The organism is Flavobacterium branchiicola, assembly GCF_018383905.1.
Classification (GTDB): domain Bacteria; phylum Bacteroidota; class Bacteroidia; order Flavobacteriales; family Flavobacteriaceae; genus Flavobacterium; species Flavobacterium branchiicola.
This window is the reverse complement of sequence record NZ_JAGYWA010000011.1, coordinates 78,079-96,793: the sequence shown is the minus strand read 5'-3', so window position 1 is coordinate 96,793 and position 18,715 is coordinate 78,079. Positions and strand designations below refer to the sequence as shown.

The following is an 18,715-nucleotide window of genomic DNA, read 5'->3' as shown; positions in this document are numbered from 1 at the left end:
ATTTTTATCTTAAGTCGGTGATTTTACAAACATCCATATCTCCGTAATCCAGATTCTCACCAGCCATTCCCCAGATAAAAGTATAATTACTTGTTCCTGAACCGGAGTGAATAGACCAAGGCGGAGAAATTACTGCCTGATGATTGTTCATCCAGATATGTCTGGTTTCCTGTGGTTGTCCCATAAAGTGACAAACAGCCTGATTCTCCGGAATATCCAAATAAAAATAAACTTCCATTCTGCGATCATGAACGTGTGCCGGCATTGTATTCCAAACACTTCCAGGTCTTAATTCCGTCATTCCCATTTGCAATTGGCAAGTAGTTACCACGCTGCCAATAATCATTTGGTTTACCGTACGATGATTTGCCGTTTCCATCGTTCCCAATTGTAATTTATTTGCTTCTTCCAGACTTACTTTTACCGTTGGGTAAGTTATATGCGCCGGTGCAGAATTGATATAATATTTAGCTGGATTTTTACTGTCGTTACTTTTAAAAATAACTTCTTTATTTCCGCTACCGATATACAAAGCATCTTTAAAACCTAACTCAAAAGTTTTTCCTTCAACTACAACAGAACCACTTCCTCCAACATTGATAATTCCTAACTCTCTTCGCTCTAAAAAATAAGATGCTTTAAGCGGATCAATCGTTTCTAACGCTAAATCTCCTTTTACAGGAACTGCAGATCCAGCAATATATCTGTCGTAATGAGAATAAACCAAAACCACTTCATCTTCCTGCATTAAGTCATCAATTAAGAATTCTTCTCTCAATTGTTGTGTATCGTATTTTTTTACTGCTTCGGGGCTTGACGCGTATCTTGAACTGTATTTTGTCATAATTTTTAATTTAATGTAATCGATTGCACAAAATTATATTTTTATATTTAAAAAGCATCATTAAAGACGAAAAAAAACTGTTTCTATATTATAAATTTGTAATCGGGCTGTATTTAGGAACTAATGACTTCATTACAATCCAACCTGTTAAGTAACAAACAGCACAAATAGAGAAAATAATAAAATAACCAGCCTCAATACCTTTAAAGCCCATAAAAACCATATTAGTTTCTTTGGCGTGATCAAATAATAATCCAGAACCTTTATTAATAATTGTAGAACCAACTCCTCCCGCTAATCCTCCAATTCCTGTAATGGTTGCAATTGCTTTTTTAGGAAACATATCCCCTACAGTAGTAAAAATATTTGCCGACCAGGATTGGTGTGCTGCTCCTGCAATTCCGATAATGATTATTGGAATCCAGTAACTTATATAACCCAAAGGCTGCGCGATTAATGCTAATAAAGGAAAAAATGCAAAGATCAACATGGCTCTCATTCTTCCTTCGTACGGATTCATTCCCTTTTTCTCCACAAAATAAGTTGGCAACCAGCCTCCTATAATCGATAATAATGTAATCATATAAAGTACAAACAATGGCAAAGCTGCTTCTGTAGAATCCATTCCGTAAACAGAACTTAAATAAGCCGGAGTCCAGAATAAAAAGAACCACCAAACTCCATCAGTCATAAACTTTCCGAACGCAAAAGCCCACGTTTGTTTGTATTTAAAACATTCCATTAAAGAAACTTTTGAAGAGGTTTCCGGAACATATCCTTCTAGTTTACGATCTGCAATATCATCTTGCTGAATATAAGCTAGTTCCTCTGTCGTTACTCTTGAATGTTTTTCAGGTTTATCATACATAAACATCCAGAAACCCATCCAGATAAATCCTAAAGCTCCAATAATAATAAAAGACATTTCCCAACCAAAAGATTCCGCAATAAAAGGAATTGTAATTGGAGCAGCTAAAGCTCCAACAGTTGCACCGGCATTGAAAATACTAGTTGCAAATGCTCGATCTTTTTTAGGAAAATATTCGGCTGTAGTTTTAATAGCCGCAGGAAAGTTCCCGGCTTCACCAACTGCCAAAACAAAACGGGCAAAAATAAATAATGACACACTTACATTGATTACCAATGCAGTATCACTCACCGTACTGATTATTTCTTTTGAACCATGAAATCCTACTAACCAGTTACCGGTAATAATTCCTGAAGTTGCAATTCCGCAAAATGCATGCAAACAAGCTCCTACAGACCAGATACCAATTGCCCAAAGAAATCCTTTTTTTGTATCTAACCAATCTACAAATCTACCTGCAAACAAAAGTGATACAGCATAAAAAATAGAAAACAAAGCGGTGATGTTTCCGTAATCGTTATTGGTCCAGTGAAATTCCGGGGCTATAAAATCGCTCCATGTTAACGAAAGAACTTGTCTGTCAAGATAATTAATTGTGGTTGCAAAAAAGAGTAATGCACAGATACTCCAACGATATTTTCCTGTAGATTTTACAGCTTGATTCGCAATAATGGTTTCTGATTGGTTCATGGTTTAGATAGTCTTAGTTTTTTGTTTTTTAATTATTAGATTTCATCTTTGAACTAAATTTAAAAACATTAAAAACTAATGATTTAAACTAAACAAAATCAAATAATGTAATCGATTGCACAAATATAGTTTTAAATCTTTATAAACCAAATAAATTACATAAAAAATTATTTTATCATAGCAAATAAACGCATGATTTAAAAAATATAATACAAATTTACAGATTAAACAATATATTTGTTAAAACCTAATATGTAAAAATAGTCCGTTTCAAGGGGTAAAATTGTACTTGAATTTATTGTTGCAAAATCATATTTGGATTTTCAATAAACGCATCAAAAATGACCTCCTCAAACTTTACAGAAATAAACTTAAATCTATAAACCTCGTACCCGTGAAAAACTTAAAATCAATATTATTAACAAAGACCTGTATAAATGCCTTTCTATTTTTTGTATTCATTAATACCGTAAGTGCACAAAACCAAATAATTCCGCTGTGGAGTAAAATCCCTGACGAAATACAATCCTCGACTTATAAAGAAAATCAAAGTAGTAAAGACGGAGTGCTTCAAAGCACCAGTCTGGTTACTGTACCCACTTTGACTGTTTTTCTTCCAGCTGTTTCCAAGCCCAATCAAACTGCTGTAATTATTTTTCCGGGAGGAGGATATTCTCATCTTGCCATAGATAAAGAAGGAACTAAAGTGGCACAATGGTTCAATAATCTGGGTATTGTTGCCTTTGTTTTAAAATATCGATTGCCCAATGATGCTATAATGAAAAACAAAACTATAGGACCGCTTCAGGATGCTCAGGAAGCTGTACGCTATGTGAGAGAAAATGCAGCAAAATGGAATATCGATACTAATAAAATTGGTACAATTGGGTTTTCTGCCGGAGGTCATTTGGCAGCAACACTGGCAACACATTATAATGATAAAACATACGAAACGGCATCAAAAACAAGTGCCAGACCTGATTTTTCTATTTTAATTTATCCGGTTATTTCAATGCAAAACGAAATAACACACAAAGGATCTCAGACCAATTTACTTGGAAACAATCCTTCACAAAAATTAATAGATTCGTACTCTGGCGAGAAGAATGTTACCGTTCAGACTCCAATAACTTTTTTAGTTCATGCAACAGATGATACCGTTGTAATTCCCGAAAACAGTATTAACTATTATCTGGCACTCAAAAAACATGAAGTTACCTGCGAGTTACATTTATATCAAAATGGAGGTCATGGTTTTGGATTAGGTGTAAAAGACACAAGTAAAAACTGGACAACAGATTGTCAGGAATGGTTAAAGAGTCACAATCTTTAATTTTGAAAATAAAAAAAGGGCCTTTAAATTTAGTCTGTTAAACCAAATCTAAAAACCCCGTAAAATTAGACTTTATTGTATTCTTGCAAACTTATACAAAGGTACCCACGATCAAATGAATGCGTCAAATTTTAATTAATTAAATTGTTTCTCCAAAAACAGTTTTGTAAAAGCCTGCGATATTAAAAAGGTAAAAAAAACATCTAAAACCTCGACTTTCACAGGGCAAATTTACAAGCCTCATTACATAAAACATTACGGCTTTCCTCATTCTAACAAAATCTTTACATTTTTTTAAAGTTCACAACAATTAGTTAAATTTATAAAATACTGAACCTCTGAAATATGAGGCTGATTTAATTTTAATCAACAATCAATATAATATTGAGTTTTATGAAAATTTTAATAGTTTTTAGTTCATTTCTTATCCTAGATTAAGTCCAGAATAAACTTTATACTGATAAATTTGCTTTATAAATCTAAAGACCATGAAAACTCTTGAATTTTTATTACTGGGAAAAAATGAAGCCATTCTGGCTATTTTACTTCGATTGGTAAATGCCGATGAGAACTGGAATGCGATTGCTTTCAACAACGAAAATGAAGCTCAGGAGTATTTTCAAAATCACAAAATAGACATTGTTCTTTTGAGTTCCGGAATTGAAGATCATGTCGAAAAAGAATTTACCTCTTTCTGCTTAAAAAACCAACCAGATGTAGAAGTCATCGAGCATTTTGGCGGCGGAAGCGGTTTATTGAAATCTGAGATTTTACACCGATTACATTTGAAAGGAAAGCTTTAAATTTGCAATTCAAAGCCCTAAAAATGGAAAAAAAGTATTCAGTCGCAATTTATCCTTCTCTTGAAGTAATTAATTCTTTCAAAACAATGAAAGAAGATTTAAAAAGCAAAATCGGCTGGTATAGCAGTTCTAATTCTATTGCACATATTACGATTTGTGAATTTACAATTGACGATTCAGAAATAGAAAAACACAAACAAAAGATTTTTAAAATCTGTGATACTTTTACACCTTTTCCTGTTCATTTAGATCATTTTGATTCTTATGAGAATAGCGGAGCCTTTTTTGCTGCGCCAAATGAAGATTCTAAAAACAATCTTAAACCAGTCATGAAAAAGACTCAGGAAACTTTAAAATCTTTAAAGCTTAAAAAAAGTGACGACCCGCACATGTCAATCGGGCGAAGATTAACTCCCGAAAATCTTAAAATTGCATCTCAGCTTTTTACTAAAATTAATATTGATTTCCTCTGTCAGGAAATTGTTCTGAGAGAACTTGATCCCATCAAAAAACAGTTTTTTATAATTGATACTTATAAATTTGGAAGTAATCCAGAGCCTGAATTTGTGCAGAGGAGTTTGTTTTGATTTTTTTTTCGCCACGAAGGCGCTAAGGCTTAAGGTTTCAATATTGGGAGCGCATTTATTTACCATACGTACCCAAGGTTGAAACCTTGGGTTATATTTGAATAAGCTTTGAAAAAACTTTGCGTTTTTGCGCCTTTGCGAGACATATCCACAACAACATTAAAAAAACTTTGTGCCTTAGCGCCTTCGCGCCTTTGCGAGCCAATTCGTCTCCAATATTTTTTTTTGCGCTCTTTGTTTGCAGTCAAACCCAACTTGAAACCTGAAACTTTAAACAACCAAAAACCAGTCTTTATTTTTTTCGTATATTTGAATTTTACAATTCTCTGCAATATGAAATCCCTTGATTCTTTTTACCAGGACATTACAGAAGGCTCAACAGTCGATCCGAACTCTTTGCTTCCAAATGATATTCAAAAAGAAATTGGTCATTTTAATGTTTTTGATATTAAAGAACTTCTTGAGCGCATGCAGGGAAAATCAGTGATGCCTTATGACAGAAGAGCTTATTATAAAATAAGTTTGATAAAAGGTAAAAACAAAGCGGAATATGCCGACAAAATAATCGAAATCAAAAAACAGGGATTGTTATTTGCAACTCCCAAAATTCCGTATAATTATCTACCACAAGACACCAATCAATCGGGACAATTTTGTGTTTTTACAAGTGAATTTTTATCCAAAAACAAAAGCGGAATTGATTTAGACGGTCTTCCTATTTTTGCTTCAAACGGTTATCCTATTTTTCAACTTTCAGACGAAGAAGTTTCAGAAGTTGAATTGATTTTCAACAAAATACAAAAAGAAATCAATTCCGATTATATTTATAAGTATGATTTAATTCGAAATTATGTCGCGGAATTAATTCACTTCGGACAAAAATTACAACCGATAACTGCTTTATATTCTAAACATAATTCAGCTGCGAGAGTATCCTCTTTATTTGCGGAATTATTAGAACGACAATTCCCAATTGAATCACCACATCAAAAACTGGAATTGAGAACCGCTAAAGATTTTGCTTCCAGATTATCCGTTCACGTCAATCATTTAAATAAGGTTTTAAAGGAAAATACCGGAAAAACCACCACAGAATTAATTAGTTCCAGATTAACAAACGAAGCTAAAATCCTTTTAAAACAAACAGATTGGAACATTTCTGAAATTGCCTTTTCGCTTGGTTTTGAAGAATTAGCACATTTTTCTAATTTCTTTAAAAAACAAACTTCATTAACGCCACTAGCTTTTAGGAGTTAGTTTTTGTTTCAGGTTTCAGGTTTTTCAGGTTCAGGTTTCAGGTTCAGGTTTCAGGTTTCAGGTTTCAGGTTTCAGGTTTCAGGTTTCAGGTTTCAGGTTTCAGTAGAACTTTGTCAAAGTTTAAAACTTTGACAAAGTTGTGCAATTGGAATTTGGGATTTAAAAAAATTGAAATTTACTACATGATTTGAATTTCGCAAACATCAGTTTGATATTTACAATTCCCCAACTCTACTTCACTCCTACCTTTGTCTTATTAAATCAGAAAATTAAATGATAATTTTCACAAGCAACATTTCACATTTTACAAACTCACAATTAACAATTAAAAAAATGGCAGTAAATACAAAAATAGCTTTGGTAACCGGAGGAAGCAGAGGCTTAGGAAAAAACATGGCAATTGCAATTGCAAAAAAAGGAATCGACGTAATAATAACCTACAATAGTAAAAAGGAAGAAGCTGATATGGTTGTCAAAGAAATTGAAAGCTTAGGTCAAAGAGCCGCTTCTCTACAGTTGAATGTAGCTAAATCAGATACTTTTGATGCTTTTTTAGGAGAAGTAAAAGCAACTTTAAAAAACATTTTTAATACTGATAAATTTGATTTTCTGGTTAATAATGCCGGAATCGGAATTCACAAACCTTTTATCGAAACTACAGAAACTGATTTTGACGAATTAAGTAATATTCAATTTAAAGGGCCTTTCTTTTTAACTCAAAAATCATTGAATGTTATGAATGATGGCGGCGGAATCGTAAATATTTCAACAGGTTTGGCTCGTTTTTCTTTTCCCGGATATGCGGCTTATGCTTCTATGAAAGGTGCAATGGAAACACTTACAAAATACCAGGCTAAAGAATTAGGCGCAAGAAAAATCAAAGTAAATATTGTTGCTCCGGGCGCAATAGAAACAGATTTTGGTCATGGTGCAGTAAGAGATAATGAACAACTAAATCAACATATTGCCTCGTTAACAGCTTTAGGAAGAGTTGGTTTACCAGATGACATTGGAGGTGTGGTTGCATTTTTATGTACAGAAGATGCACGTTGGGTTAACGCGCAGCGCATTGAAGTGTCAGGAGGAATGATGCTTTAAAAGTTTCAGGTTTCAAGTTTAACCGCAGAGAACGCTAAGTTTTACGCAAGGTTCGCAAAGTTTTTTACATAAAGCTTTACGAACTTTGCATTTCTATACTTATAGTTTAAAAAACTTGCCCCCTTGCAGCTATAAACACACAAAGAATATCAACTTCAAACTTGAAACAAAAAACGCATAAAAACAAAACCCGACAAGTTTTAAAACTTGTCGGGTTTGTCCATTAATTATAATTGAATTAGTAAGTGTTTTTTGTTATTTAATCTGAACTGTTCTTATGTAATTTCCCTGCTCGTCAAAGAATAAATGATAATTCTTTCCTTCCTTTTTTACGCCAACTTCATATAATAATTTGTTCTTTGCATCTATAACACTAAACGTCTCTCTTGCAATCGGTTTTGCTATTATCTTAGACTTTCTTTTTGACTTAGTTTTTACAGAAAAATTACTATCCAGATAAAGCTGTGCATTTTTAGGAAGTTTAGTATTTGTTACTTGCTCTTTATAAGATTTAAAAACACCATATTGATCATAAAGTGCATACCCCGTTGTTTTTGCTGCTGTTTTAAATTTTGCTTCAAATCTTGTTTCATCATCTGTACCGTACTCTATTGTCCAGGTTCTCTGTTTATTATTAGGGTATTGTTTTTCAAAAGCCATTATTACATTATCGGGCGGCACCAAAACTCCGTTTTGACACATTGTCAAACTACAGTACAGAAAGGCACCAAATAAAAGAACGTTTTTCATTTATATGTTATTATTAAAATTTTAGAGTTCAAATATAACATAATAAAGATCTTACTTTTTAAAAAATGTAAGTTTTTACATATATTTTTTGATATCCGTTAAAAGCTGCTAATTTTTCTCAATACTAACATCAAAACCACCATTTTTATCGAAAACAACATCATAAAATTTGGAGTCTTTTTGTACTCCAACTTCATAAGTAGTTTTAGTTTTATCATCTACAACAACAGCAATTTCTTTAATTGCCTTTGCCGCATAGTTTTTCTTTAAATAATTTTGTGCTTTTTTTGGCAACTGACTCAATGGAATTTGCAATTCATACGCTTTTAAAACACCCAGATTATCATAAACCGCTACGGCTTCTGTATTTTTATCTGTTTTAAATTTGGCTTCATACCTAATTTCATCATTGTCGTCACCAACATATTCTTCAGACCAAACTGATACTTTTCCCGGATATTCTCTTTCAAAAGCAAATTTCACCTTTTCTGGTGGCGTAACTACTTTTTTCATATTAGTACCCTCTTGTGCAATTAAAAAACTACTGCATAAAAAAGTCGCTATCAACAATACATTTTTCATGATTCTACTTTTAATTAAATTTAGCAATGTATTAAAATTACTACTTTTTAATTAAGCACGAATCTTTTTCAACTCTTTTTTTGTTATATAAACAAATTCTAAATATCAAATTTCTTTATTCTGTCTGTAAGTTCTCTTTTATAAGTAATTCCAATTGGAAGTTTTTCATTTTTAATAGTAACAAAGTCTTTATCAGCTGCTTCTATTTTATCCAAAGCTACAATGTACGATTTATGAATTCGCATAAAATGCTTTTCCGGCAAGCATTTTTCAAGTTCAGTTGTCGTAATCGATGCGAGATAAGTACGCTTTACAGTATGCAGTTTTACATAGTTTCCAAAGCTTTGTGCAAACAAAAGCTGATCCAGTTCTATATCAATAAAATAACCATCAACTTTTACACTAACACTATTTATAATTGCTTCCTCTTCTTTACTTTTTATATTTTCCATTGAAAAAAAACGATCAACCGCTTTAAGAAATCTCGGAAAATAAATAGGTTTCAGTAAATAATCAATTACCCCATAATCATAACTTTCCAAAGCAAATTCAGAATAAGCCGTTGTCAAGATCGTTTTAGGATGATTGGGAATAATCTTTAATAATTCCATTCCTGATATTTCCGGCATATTGATATCCAAAAACATTAAATCAACCTTGTTTTCACGCAGATAATCCATTGCTTCTATACCGTTGTAACCCTGAAAAACCAATTCTAACTGCGGATTTTGTTTGATATAATTCGCCAGCACATAATGCGCAGCGGGTTCATCATCGACAATTATACATTTTTTTGGCTCTTTCATTATACAAACTTTTTCAGTTGCAGTTTAAGGTCAACGATATAGGTGTTTTTTTCGTCCTGAATATCCAGTTTATAGTTTTTACCATAAATTAAATTCAGTCTTTCAATTGTATTTTTTAAACCAATTTTAGTCGAAACTACATCTGTTTTTTTCGTCGGAATTGAATTTACAACATGCAAATGAAGATTTCCCTCTTCGGCCGTAATAAAAATTCTAACGAAACACTTTTCTATAGCGCAAGTTCCGTGTTTAAAAGCATTTTCGATAAAAGCAATTAAAAGCATCGGCGAAATTTTATAGGCATTTTCATTATCAACTTTAGAGTCGAATGTAATATCACAACGATATCCTACACGCTCTTTTTCAAGCTGTACATAACTATTTATAAATTCCAGTTCGTCTTCTAAAGATACACATTGTTTATTGTTACTCTCTAACTGATAACGCATTAACTGCGAAACTTTCATAATTAAATCTGGTGTTCTTTCCGGAAATTCCAAACTAATACCATACAATGTATTAAACGTATTGAATAAAAAGTGCGGATTTAACTGCCCTTTCAATGAATTCAGTTGCATTTGGTTGAAAAGTAACGTTTCTTCTGTACGTCTTCTGTGAATTCTGTAGAATTTAAAAACAATAATGGGACTCAGAATACAAACCAAAGTTCCTAAAACACTAGCCAGATGATACACATAACTTCTTTGATGCGAGTTTTGATATAACCGACAATTACTAAACATGTCCAGTTTAGTTATCTCAAATAAAACTATAGAGAATACTAAAACTCCAAAAATGGTAAGTAATATATACGTTATTGGTCGGCGGGTTTTAAATAATATCGGAAGAAGAAAAAAACGATTAAACTGCGCATGCATGTAAAGAATACAGTAGAAAAAAATACCCATTAAGATCGATGTCGCAGAACTAAACAACATCCAATCGTTTTTTAAAGTATATATGGTAAAGGAAAACGCGACAACGGCAATTTCCTGCCACCATTTGTTATCCAGAATGTTATCAAATTTTATGCTCATTTTTCATTTTAAATAGTTTACAAAGTTCGCACAAAATTTTAATTATTATTTCTAATAAATGACCAATTCAATTCGTCATTTACTAGTGCAGTACATCACTTAACATGACTTTTATCAGTGTAAGAGAAATAAATTTGTTCCATCAAAAACATTTTTATCACACCTTGAGTTTATGTATTTCAAAAAAATTACCTTTTTATTTTTATTGATTTTTGCCTCAATCGGTTATGCTCAAAACCTGTCTTTAAAAGAAGCATTGAAGATAGGTATTGAAAACTACGGTTCTATCCGAGCAAAAAACAATTACACCAATGCATCAAAAGAGACGCTAAAGCAATCTCGCCGCGATTATCTGCCGAACTTAAATTTATCGGCGCAGCAGGATTACGGAACTGTAAACGGACAAAACGGACCGCTTTACGGATTTGGTGGTCTTGGAGTAGCTTCATCAGGTTTGCCTCTTCCTGAGCAAAACTGGAATTCGGCGTTTGGTGCGCTTTATTTAGTCAACATGAACTGGGATTTTTTCACTTTCGGAAAAACACAGGAAAAAATCAATTTATCTAAAATTGATGTTCAGGCTAAAGAAAAAGATTTGCAACAAGAGAAATTTCAGCAGGAAATCAAAATTTCGGCTGCTTATTTAAATCTTTTAGCGAGCCAGCGATTACTGATTTCGCAAGTAAAAAACCTTTCTCGTGCAGAAGTTTTCAAGAAAACAGCTGTTGCAAGAGTCAAAAACGGTTTATTGGCCGGAGTCGATTCTACACTGGCAACTGCAGAGGTTTCTAAAGCCAAAATGGCGCTAAACCTTGCTAGAAACTTCGTTAAGGAACAAAACAACAAATTGGTCGATTTAATGGGCGTTGCGCCGCAAGATTTCGTAACAGACACTTTATTTGTAACACAGATTCCGAAAGAATTGGTTACCAAAGAAGTTGCCACAGACAGCCTTCACCCTTTATTACAATTCTATAAAACGAAAATCGATTACAGCAATCAGCAGGTTAAATTGTACAAAAGATTTTATTATCCAACTATGAGTGCTTTTGGAGTTTTGCAAACCAGAGCTTCTGGATTTGAGAACTCGTATGCATCAGATCAAACGGCTTTCAGTCGAAATTATTGGGATGGTGTAAATCCAGATCGCACCAATTATTTGGTTGGAGTTGGAATTACCTGGAATCTTACTACGCCATTTAGATCAAGCAAACAAGTAAGCGCTCAGAAATTTGTGTCGCAAGCTTTGCAGGAAGAATACAATCAGGCAGATAGAGAATTGAAATCGCAGTTGGCTTTCGCCGAAGATAAAATCAAAATTACTTTGGAAAATTATGTCGAAGCGCCTATTCAAGTTGATGCCGCGCAAAGAGCTTACATTCAAAAATCGACTTTGTACAAAAATGGTTTAACCGATTTGACCGATTTAACGCAAACTATTTATACGCTAAATCGTGCCGAAATCGATCGTGATATTGTCAATAATAATGTGTGGCAGTCGTACTTATTGAAAGTCGCAGCAACAGGAAATTTTGACTTATTTATAAATGAATTTTAATTATAAATCCTAATGAATTTAATACGTTTTGCACTCCGCAAACCCATTTCCATTTTAGTATTGGTTGCGGGTCTATTTTTCTTCGGAATTGGTGCCATCAAAGACATTAAGGTAGACATTCTGCCAAAAATGAATTTGCCGGTTATCTACATCGCGCATCCGTTTGGAGGTTATACGCCAGACCAAATGGAAGCTTATTTTGCCAAAAACTACGTCAACGTTTTACCTTTTTCGAACGGTATCAAATCGGTAGAAACCAAAAATATTCAGGGGTTAATGATTATGAAATTAACCTATTATGAAGGCACCAATATGGCTCAGGCTGCTGCCGAGTTAAGTGCGCTTTCAAACAGAATCCAAGCGGTTTTTCCTCCGGGAACACAGCCGCCGTTTATCATACGTTTTGATGCTTCTTCATTACCAATCGGACAATTGGTTTTGAGTTCTAAAATAAGATCAAACAACGAATTGCAGGATTTAGCCAACGTTTACGTTCGTGCTTCGTTTACTGCAATTCCAGGTTTATTGTCTCCTGCACCTTTTGGCGGAAGCCCAAGAACTATTGAGGTTAACGTAGATCCAGATTTATTGCGTTCGCACAATATGACGCCAGATCAGATTGTTGAGGCGATTCGTTTGAACAACCAAACGGCGCCATCAGGAAACGTTCGTATTGGCGACAAAAACTATATTACGCCAACCAATAATACGATTAAAGAAGTTAAAGATTTTGAACAGATTCCGATTTTCAAAGGCGGTGTTCAAAACTTAAAATTAGGTGATGTTGCCTCTGTAAAAGACGGTGCCGATATTACTGCAGGTTATGCCTTGGTAAACGGAAAACGTTCAGTTTACATTAGTATTGCAAAAGCGGGAGACGCTTCGACTTGGGATGTGGTTCAGAAATTAAAATCAGAACTGCCTAAAATTCAAAGTACACTTCCTGAAGATGTAAACATTACGTACGAATTTGACCAATCGGTTTATGTAATCAACTCGGTTAAAAGTTTGATTACTGAGGGAATTATCGGAGCAGTTTTAACCGGATTAATGGTAATGCTTTTCCTTGGCGACCGTCGTGCAGCGTTAATCGTAATTATGACAATTCCGATTTCGATTATTTCCGGGGTTTTATTCCTGAAATTATTCGGACAAACCATCAACTTAATGTCATTGTCAGGACTAGCCCTTGCGATTGGTATTTTGGTGGATGAAAGTACCGTAACCATCGAAAATATTCACCAGCATCTCGACATGAGAAAACCCAAGGCACTCGCCATTTGGGATGCCTGTCAGGAAATTGCTTTGCCTAAATTATTGATCTTACTTTGTATTCTGGCCGTATTTGCACCAGCATTTACCATGGTTGGTATTCCGGGAGCGTTGTTCTTGCCTTTGGCTTTGGCAATTGGTTTTTCAATGGTTATTTCGTTTTTATTGTCTCAGACTTTTGTGCCCGTAATGGCCAACTGGATGATGAAAGATCACGTAAAACACGATCATACTCCTGAAATTACAGACGATGAAGCAGAATTTAAAGCCTGCGGATTAACGCCAGAATCTGAACAAAATTTAATTGGTCAGAAAAAGGATATGGTCGAAAGAGAAGATTTTAACAACGACGGAAAAGTAACTGGTTTCGAAAAATTCAGAAACCGTTTCATGCGACTTTTAGACCGTTTGTTTGTTCATAAAAAAATAACGACAATTACTTATTTAGTTGGAGCAACACTTTTGGCCATTGTCTTTATTAATTTTATCGGAAAAGATGTTTTCCCGAGAACCAATTCAAGTCAGTTTCAATTGAGAATGCGTGCTGTTGACGGAACGCGTTTGGAACGAACAGAAGAACAAGCTAGAATTGTTTTGAAGGAAATTGAGAACAAAGTCGGAAAAGAGCATATCGGAATTTCATCTGTTTACGTTGGTCAGCATCCATCATTATTCTCGATTAACCCGATTTATTTGTTCATGGCAGGTTCTCACGAAGCTGTTTTCCAGGTAAGTTTGAAAGATTATCATGCCGATATGGATGAGTTTAAAGATGACTTGAGAGCAAGAATTAAAAAAGTTTTGCCCGACACCAAAGTTTCTTTTGAGCCAATCGAATTGACGGATAAAGTTTTAAGCCAAGGTTCTCCTACTCCAATTGAGATAAGAGTTGCCGGAAAAGACAAAAAACGAAATGAATTATTTGCCACTCAAATTGTAGATAAACTAAAAGCCATTTCGTATTTCAGAGACGTACAGATTGGTCAGCCAATTCATTATCCGGCTATGAATATTGATATTGACAGAACGCGTGCTGCCGAATTAGGAGTTGACATGAATGATATTTCGCGTTCGCTGATTGCTTCTACCTCATCTTCTCGTTATACCGAAAAAAATAACTGGGTCGATGAAAAAGCGGGATTATCCTATTCTGTTCAGGTTCAGGTACCGTTAAACAAAATGAAAAGCAAAACCGATATTGGAGAAATTCCGGTATTAAAGAACTCGCTTCGTCCTGTTTTAAGTGACGTTGCCAAAATTACACCCGGCTTTGTAAGCGGTGAAAATGACAATTTAGGGGCCATGCCATACATTACCGTTACTGCAAACATTAACCAAACCGATTTAGGTACGGCTACAAAAGATGTAAGCAAAACAATTAGTTCGCTTGGCGAGTTGCCACGTGGTTTGTTCATAACGCCAATTGGACTAAGTACTGTATTGACCGAAACATTAAGCAGTTTGCAAACAGGATTATTGGTTGCCATTTTTGTAATCTTCTTAATGTTGGCCGCTAATTTCCAATCGTTCAAAGTTTCGTTAGTCATTTTAACGACCGTTCCTGCGGTAGTTTTAGGCTCATTATTAATGCTGACGCTTACAGGTTCTACATTGAATTTACAATCGTATATGGGAATCATCATGTCGGTTGGGGTTTCTATTGCCAACGCCGTACTTTTGGTGACCAATGCCGAACAGTTGCGTAAGATAAACGGAAATGCCTTAGAATCAGCTCGTGAAGCGGCTGCGTTGCGTCTTCGTCCGATTATCATGACTTCGGTTGCGATGATTGCGGGAATGTTGCCAATGGCAATTGGTCACGGCGAAGGTGGCGATCAGGTTTCTCCTTTAGGAAGAGCGGTTATCGGTGGATTATTATTTTCTACTTTTGCCGTATTATTGATCCTTCCGCAGATTTTTGCGTGGGCACAAGAAAAAACATCGACACAATCGGTTTCTCTGGATCCTGAAGACGAAGAAAGTATCCATTATATCTCATCGATTAGTAAGTCTAAAGTTAATAAGTCTTAAAGTCATAAAGTCATAAAGTCTTAAAGTCTTAAAGTCGAAAAGCTTAAACTGTTGAGTGTAATTATTTTTTTAACACATAGAAACATAGATTTAGTTTTAAATAAAAAAAGGTAAAAGAAAAAACTAGTTTTCACACATAGCTATGATTGTTTAAAAGAGTGAAACGCCTTTTATACACAAAGAAAAACTATGATTCTATGTGTTAGATTAAAGCTTAAAACATATTCATTATATAAAACCAAAAAATGAAAAACATTATAAAATCATCTGCATTATTATTTACAGCATTAGTTGTATTAAGCGGTTGCGAAAAGAAAAAAGAAGAAACTGCAAAAGCAGCAATCGAACCTAAAGTAGAAACTTTCCTTTTAGCGAAAGAAAAACTAACGACAGAATTGCGTTTACCGGCAGAATTAACCGGTTTTCAACAAGTTGATTTGTATGCCAAAGTGAGCAGTTTCGTAAAAACTTTAAAAGTTGATATTGGTTCTAAAGTAATCAAAGGACAACTTTTGATAGTTTTAGAAGCACCAGAAATTAGTTCGCAATTGGCTGCTGCCGAATCCAGACTGAAATCTATGGAAGCCATTTACGCAACCAGCAAAAGCACTTACAACCGTTTGTACGAAACAAGCAAGGTTGAAGGAACAATTTCTAAAAATGATTTAGAAATGGCAAGCGGTAAAAAGAATTCTGATTACGCACAGCTTCAAGCCGCAATTGCAGCGCACAAAGAAGTAGCGATTATGAGAGGATATTTAGAAATTCGTGCTCCTTTTGACGGTGTTGTAGCCGCTAGAAATGTCAATTTAGGAACATTTGTTGGCCCGGCAGGAAAAGGTTCAGATTTGCCTTTATTAACGATTCAGGAACAATCTAAATTGCGTTTGGCGGTTTCTGTTCCAGAATTGTACACAGGATATTTACACACAGGCGAAGAAATGAGTTTTAATGTAAAATCTTTGCCTGATACTTTTACTGCAAAAGTTACCAGAATGTCTGGCGCTTTAGACTTAAAACTGCGTTCTGAGCGTGTAGAAATGGACGTACACAACACCAAAGGAAATTTATTGCCTGGAATGGTTGCCGAAGTTCTTTTACCGCTTAACGCGAAAGACAGCACGTATGTAGTTCCAAAATCGGCAGTAGTAAGTTCTGCAGAAGGAATTTATGTGGTAAAAGTGGTAAACCACAAAGCAACAAGAGTTGACATTAAAAAAGGAAGAGAAATTGACGATAAAATCGAAATTTTCGGAGATTTAAACCCACAAGATAAACTGGTAAAAATTGCCAGCGAAGAAACTAAAGAAGGCGATACAATAAACGAATAACCTGCGTTTAAGTCTTCTTTTTAGTAGATTACCAATAGTACTGTACGCATTCTTTAGGAATGCAAATTAGAAAATTTGTATTAGGACAGTTCCTCTTTTTTGGAGGGACTGTTTTTTTTTGTTTAATAAATCAGGTAAAAGTACGTGGTTATTTATATAGTTAAAATGATATTTTTGACGAAAAAAATTAAATCTACCTTATGTAAAATTAATTAATTCAAGATATATTTATTAGCCAAACGCTATTAAAAACTAATAGATTAAACATTTTAAATTTACATTTTACAAGAATTTATCTAATTAAAAATTCTGTTAAAGGATTTCCAAGCTGACACAGCGACAAAGATATTATGTAATTTCAAAACAATATTCCGACAATATGAAACTAAACATGAAAATCAAAAAAATAAAGTCTATCGAAACTTTAGAGATTGATTTACCAATAAAAAAAGGACTTTACGCAATAACTGGTCAAAATGGCTCTGGAAAAAGTACTGTGGTTACTTGTGCATCTAGTGTCTTTTTTCGACTTCCAATGCATGATTACTTCGGAAAAACTTCAGATGATGCTAGTATTGATTTCACTTTGAACGGAGCAACAAGGTCTTGGAAAAAAATTGAAGGAAAATGGAGAGCCGATTATTCTGGAAATATGGAGATAAAAGGTTTCTATGAAGGAAGCATAATTTATGGAAATAGGTTTAAGAATACAAGTTACGAATTGTTAAAGAAACTCGATAGAATTACTGATAGTGTTCTTAAACCAGCACCTGATTTTATTAGAGAAAATTTAGGTATCATTTTACACAACAATAAGAATTTCTATGAAAAATTGTTTTTCTTGAATGCAAAAGATTCTGGACAGAATGTAAAATTTACGGGAGACATTTTTTATTATCAAAAAGGAGATAATCGTGTTAGCCAATTTCACATGTCTACAGGTGAAAACTTATTAGTAAGTGTACTGAATTCGATAAATATAAGAAATATTGATAGAGCTAGTTTAAATAAACCATGTTTGTTATTTTTAGATGAAATTGAATTAGCATTGCATCCATCATCTTTAAAACGTCTAGTGACATTTTTAAAAGAAATCTCAAATCAGTTTAATTATGCTATATATTTTTCAACACACTCTATTGAGCTAATTAGTTCAATAGATCCTATAAACATATTTTTCCTTAATAGATACTCCGACAACACTTTAGAAGTCATAAATCCTTGTTATCCAGCTTATGCTACCAGAATGCTTTATGATCATTCTGGTTATGACTACATTATTCTCGTAGAGGATGATCTTGCTAAAGAAATTGTCACTAGAATATTAAGAAAGTATTCATTGTTAGGAAATAAACTTGTTCATGTACTTCCTTGTGGTGGTTATACAAATGTTATTGAATTAGCACGAGAAGTAATAAATAGTAATTTAGTTGGTAAAATATCTAATATTTCAATAATATTGGATGCCGATATTAAATCGGATGCTGAAGCTTATCTATCTAAAAACTCAATTAGTAATAATATACCATTAAATTATTTACCTATAGAAAGCCTAGAAAAATATTTAAAAACTAATTTGTTTGATACAGTTGACCATAAACTTTTTCGTTTACTTAATGATTTTGTATTTCATCAAGTAAGCTTAACGGAAATAATTGAAAAATATAAAAATGATGGAGCGAATGTTAATGATAATAATGGAAAAAAATTATACATCAGAATTGATAATGAATTGAGAGCTAGAAATAAAAGTAGAAATGAAATTGTAGAACTTATTGTTGATTATTTAATTGAAAATAAAGATACTCAAATTCAAAGAATAGTTACTTTCTTAAAAAAAAGATTTGAATAAAACTATTTCCGATAGT

Annotated in this window: 15 protein-coding genes; 9 read left to right on the top strand and 6 right to left on the bottom strand. The window is 33.7% G+C overall.

The genetic code is table 11. The annotated features are described in order from the left end of the window. Positions 1 to 4 precede the first annotated feature (4 nt). Positions 5 to 844, bottom strand: a complete 840-nt coding sequence (gene kduI / locus KHA98_RS21660) for a 5-dehydro-4-deoxy-D-glucuronate isomerase (RefSeq protein WP_213260076.1) — start codon at positions 842 to 844, stop codon at positions 5 to 7. An 88-nt stretch (positions 845 to 932) separates the two neighbouring features. After that, entirely contained in the window at positions 933 to 2,402 is a 1,470-nt protein-coding gene (locus KHA98_RS21655) for an MFS transporter (RefSeq protein WP_213260075.1), read from the bottom strand. A gap of 394 nt (positions 2,403 to 2,796) precedes the next feature. On the opposite strand from KHA98_RS21655, the gene KHA98_RS21650 reads away from it, so the two are divergent. From KHA98_RS21650 to KHA98_RS21630, 5 genes are all read left to right on the top strand, one after another. After that, positions 2,797 to 3,735 (top strand): alpha/beta hydrolase, encoded by a 939-nt coding sequence (locus KHA98_RS21650; protein ID WP_213260074.1) that lies wholly within the window; start codon positions 2,797 to 2,799, stop codon positions 3,733 to 3,735. A 488-nt stretch (positions 3,736 to 4,223) separates the two neighbouring features. Continuing rightward, positions 4,224 to 4,538, top strand: coding sequence for a hypothetical protein (locus KHA98_RS21645; protein ID WP_213260073.1), 315 nt, complete (start codon positions 4,224 to 4,226; stop codon positions 4,536 to 4,538). 23 nt (positions 4,539 to 4,561) lie between these two features. Then, complete coding sequence (locus KHA98_RS21640) at positions 4,562 to 5,125, top strand: 2'-5' RNA ligase family protein (RefSeq protein WP_213260072.1); 564 nt, start codon at positions 4,562 to 4,564, stop codon at positions 5,123 to 5,125. Between the two features lie 333 nt (positions 5,126 to 5,458). Further along, entirely contained in the window at positions 5,459 to 6,382 is a 924-nt protein-coding gene (locus KHA98_RS21635) for a helix-turn-helix domain-containing protein (RefSeq protein WP_213260071.1), read from the top strand. A gap of 333 nt (positions 6,383 to 6,715) precedes the next feature. Continuing rightward, entirely contained in the window at positions 6,716 to 7,480 is a 765-nt protein-coding gene (locus KHA98_RS21630; RefSeq protein WP_213260070.1) for an SDR family oxidoreductase, read from the top strand. 255 nt (positions 7,481 to 7,735) lie between these two features. Here the strand turns inward: KHA98_RS21630 and KHA98_RS21625 are convergent, their stop codons facing one another. From KHA98_RS21625 to KHA98_RS21610, 4 genes are all read right to left on the bottom strand, one after another. After that, on the bottom strand, positions 7,736 to 8,230 hold the full coding sequence (locus tag KHA98_RS21625) for a hypothetical protein (RefSeq protein WP_213260069.1): 495 nt from the start codon (positions 8,228 to 8,230) through the stop codon (positions 7,736 to 7,738). A 108-nt stretch (positions 8,231 to 8,338) separates the two neighbouring features. Continuing rightward, positions 8,339 to 8,812, bottom strand: a complete 474-nt coding sequence (locus KHA98_RS21620; RefSeq protein ID WP_213260068.1) for a hypothetical protein — start codon at positions 8,810 to 8,812, stop codon at positions 8,339 to 8,341. Positions 8,813 to 8,910: 98 nt separating this feature from the next. Further along, entirely contained in the window at positions 8,911 to 9,618 is a 708-nt protein-coding gene (locus KHA98_RS21615; RefSeq protein ID WP_213260067.1) for a LytR/AlgR family response regulator transcription factor, read from the bottom strand. Continuing rightward, positions 9,618 to 10,655, bottom strand: coding sequence for a sensor histidine kinase (locus tag KHA98_RS21610; RefSeq protein WP_213260066.1), 1,038 nt, complete (start codon positions 10,653 to 10,655; stop codon positions 9,618 to 9,620). Before KHA98_RS21610 ends, KHA98_RS21615 begins: the two co-directional genes overlap by 1 nt. Positions 10,656 to 10,827: 172 nt before the next feature. Between KHA98_RS21610 and KHA98_RS21605 the strand changes: the two genes are divergently transcribed. The 4 genes from KHA98_RS21605 to KHA98_RS21590 all read left to right on the top strand — a co-directional run bounded on the left by KHA98_RS21605 (position 10,828) and on the right by KHA98_RS21590 (position 18,699). Next, positions 10,828 to 12,213 carry a TolC family protein gene (locus KHA98_RS21605; protein ID WP_213260065.1) on the top strand — a complete coding sequence of 462 codons (1,386 nt, stop codon included), beginning with the start codon at positions 10,828 to 10,830 and terminating at the stop codon, positions 12,211 to 12,213. Between the two features lie 12 nt (positions 12,214 to 12,225). Beyond that, positions 12,226 to 15,516, top strand: coding sequence for an efflux RND transporter permease subunit (locus KHA98_RS21600; RefSeq protein WP_213260064.1), 3,291 nt, complete (start codon positions 12,226 to 12,228; stop codon positions 15,514 to 15,516). Positions 15,517 to 15,761: 245 nt separating this feature from the next. Then, complete coding sequence (locus tag KHA98_RS21595; protein ID WP_213260063.1) at positions 15,762 to 16,847, top strand: efflux RND transporter periplasmic adaptor subunit; 1,086 nt, start codon at positions 15,762 to 15,764, stop codon at positions 16,845 to 16,847. Between the two features lie 391 nt (positions 16,848 to 17,238). Further along, positions 17,239 to 18,699: an ATP-dependent nuclease gene (locus KHA98_RS21590; protein WP_213260062.1), complete on the top strand. Its 1,461-nt coding sequence runs from the start codon at positions 17,239 to 17,241 to the stop codon at positions 18,697 to 18,699. Positions 18,700 to 18,715: the final 16 nt, after the last annotated feature.